This window comes from Mesorhizobium sp. M4B.F.Ca.ET.017.02.2.1, from assembly GCF_003998955.1.
Taxonomy (GTDB): Bacteria; Pseudomonadota; Alphaproteobacteria; order Rhizobiales; family Rhizobiaceae; genus Mesorhizobium; species Mesorhizobium abyssinicae.
In genome coordinates, this window is record NZ_RZOF01000568.1 from 1 (window position 1) to 2,037 (window position 2,037).

At 67.4% G+C, this 2,037-nt stretch carries 2 protein-coding genes and 1 pseudogene; all 3 read right to left on the bottom strand.

Annotation, left to right across the window (positions count from 1 at the left end; all coding sequences use genetic code 11):
• Positions 1 to 410 (bottom strand): glycosyltransferase family 2 protein (locus tag EN738_RS33810; RefSeq protein WP_145967035.1); only part of this gene is annotated, 410 nt, incomplete at its 3' end.
• The gene (locus tag EN738_RS33815; RefSeq protein ID WP_127287317.1) at positions 410 to 1,405 is read right to left on the bottom strand and encodes a glycosyltransferase family 2 protein; all 996 of its coding nucleotides are present in this window, start codon (positions 1,403 to 1,405) and stop codon (positions 410 to 412) included. The genes EN738_RS33810 and EN738_RS33815, both read right to left, overlap by 1 nt.
• 15 nt (positions 1,406 to 1,420) lie before the next feature.
• Positions 1,421 to 2,037 (bottom strand): annotated as a pseudogene (locus EN738_RS33820) (glycosyl transferase family 1); the annotation flags it as partial.

Here is a 2,037-nt window from a genome sequence, read left to right on the forward strand (position 1 = left end):
ATCCAGGCCGGCGCTTCCGATCCGTAGCGCGCCCGCACCGGCCCGAGCACGGCGGTGGCGCCGCTCGCCTCGGCAGTCGCCACGAGCTCCGCCAGCCAGCGCACCGAAGCGGTCTCGTCGTCGTCGATGTAGGCGACAAGATCCGACACGCTGGCGTCGAGGCAGGCGTTGCGGGCGATCGAGATGTTGCGCGCCGGCGCGTGGCGGTAGCGGATCGGCAGCTTCAGTTCCTGCGCCAGCGCCTTCACCAGCGGCTGGGCGCTCGGCTGGTCGTCATTGTCGGCGACGACCACGCCGATCTCGAAGCCGGCGGGCTTGTCCATGGCGGCGATGGAGCGCAGCGTGTCGGCAAGCTCGGGCCGCCGGAACGTGCAGACGCAGATATCGATGGAGCGGGTGTTGCCGGCCATCACGCCACCCCGCGCTGCGATCGGCGCCCCAGGAGCTGCAGCCAGAAGCCGACGGACCAGCCGAAATGCATGACCATTGCCGACACGCCGACAAGCGTAAGGCCTGGGTTACGCTGCCGGATGGCGGTCGCGAGGCCATAGCCGAGGCAGACCGCCGCCCACACCATGAACGGCACCGCCGCCAGCCAGTGGACGAAGGAGAAGGCGGCAAGCAGGACGACCGGGAACACCAGCAGCGGGATCATCTGCCGCAGCTTGGGCACCATGCGGTGCTTGAGCACGTTCCTGGCGCGGCCGCGGCCGTAGCCGAGATACTGGAAATAGAGGCTCTTCAGCGACGAGCGGGGATAATAGATCATATGCGTCCTGCCGCTCATCCAGATGCGGTGGCCGGCCTGGCGCAGCCGGTAGTCGAGCTCGGCATCCTCATTGTGGCTGAAGGTCTCGTCATAGCCGCCGACCGCGGAGAAGGCCGCTATGCGCATCAACGCGTGGTGGCCGTGATCGACCCATTCGCCGGCCGACTGATGCCGGTGCTTGGAGCCGCCGGTGCCGAGCTTGGAATTCTGTGCCGCCGCCACCGCCTTCTGCACCGCCCCGGTGCCGCTGGTCAGCATGGAGACGACGACCGAATCGGCGCCGGTGGTCGAAGCCTCCTCAACCAGCCGGTCGCAATAATCGTCAGGGTAGCCGCCATGCGCATCGATGCGGATGAGGTAGCGCGCGCCATCGCCATGGCTGGCGACCGCGAGATTGATCGCGGCACTCTGGATGCGCTTCGGATTGTGCATGAGCACGACCCGCGCATCCTGCCGGGCGATCCCCTCGACGATGCCAAGCGTCCCGTCGGTGCTGCCGCCGTCGGCAACGACGATCAGGGCGCCGAGCCTTTGCGCGGCGGGTCGCAACTGCTCGAGCAGCGCTCCGATATGGGCGGCCTCGTTCAGGCACGGAATCACGATCAGATTCGATGCAGGCACTGCGTTTGACGTCATGCGGTTCTTTCCATCCTATGCCAGCGCTTCGGCCGCGAAGGGCCCGGGCGCCGCCACAAGGCCGCGCAGCTTGTCGACGAAGGCGCGGCAGTCGCTGCGGTCGTAGCTCCAGGTCCTCGGATTGCGGGCCAGCACGCGGGTCTTGAGCTTGCCGAAGCGTTCCTGCTCCATCCGTCCGAGCGCCGTTTCGAGCCCTTCGGGCGTGGCCTCGGACAAGAGGACGCCGATGTCCTGCTGGTTGAGGAAACGGCCGGTTTCGGTGTGGCCCATCGAGATCGGCACGGCGCCGAAGCGGCAGCCCTCGTAAAGGCGGTTGGGCAGCAGCCATTCGGAGTTCTGCCCGGCTTCGAAGAAGTCGATGGCCCAGGAAAAATGCACGTCGCCATAGATCGCCGCCATGTCCTCCGGGTTGCGGTAGGGTCCGCGAAAGGAGAGCCAGGGCTCGGCCTCGACGAAAGCGTGGAAATCGGGAAATTCGGAGAGCGCCGGACGGCCGCGCAGGACGACCTCGAAACGTCCTTCGAGACGCCGGGTGAACTCAGCCAGCAGCTCCAGCGAGCGGCGGCAGCGCAGGGCGCCGAACCAGCCGATGCGCCAAGGGGGTGCGGCGGGCTTCTGCGCCTTCAATCGGT

Bases quoted from the DNA above. Each gene is read 5' to 3' on its own strand.
- EN738_RS33815 (WP_127287317.1), bottom strand. From the start codon at position 1,405: ATGACGTCAAACGCAGTGCCTGCATCGAATCTGATCGTGATTCCGTGC.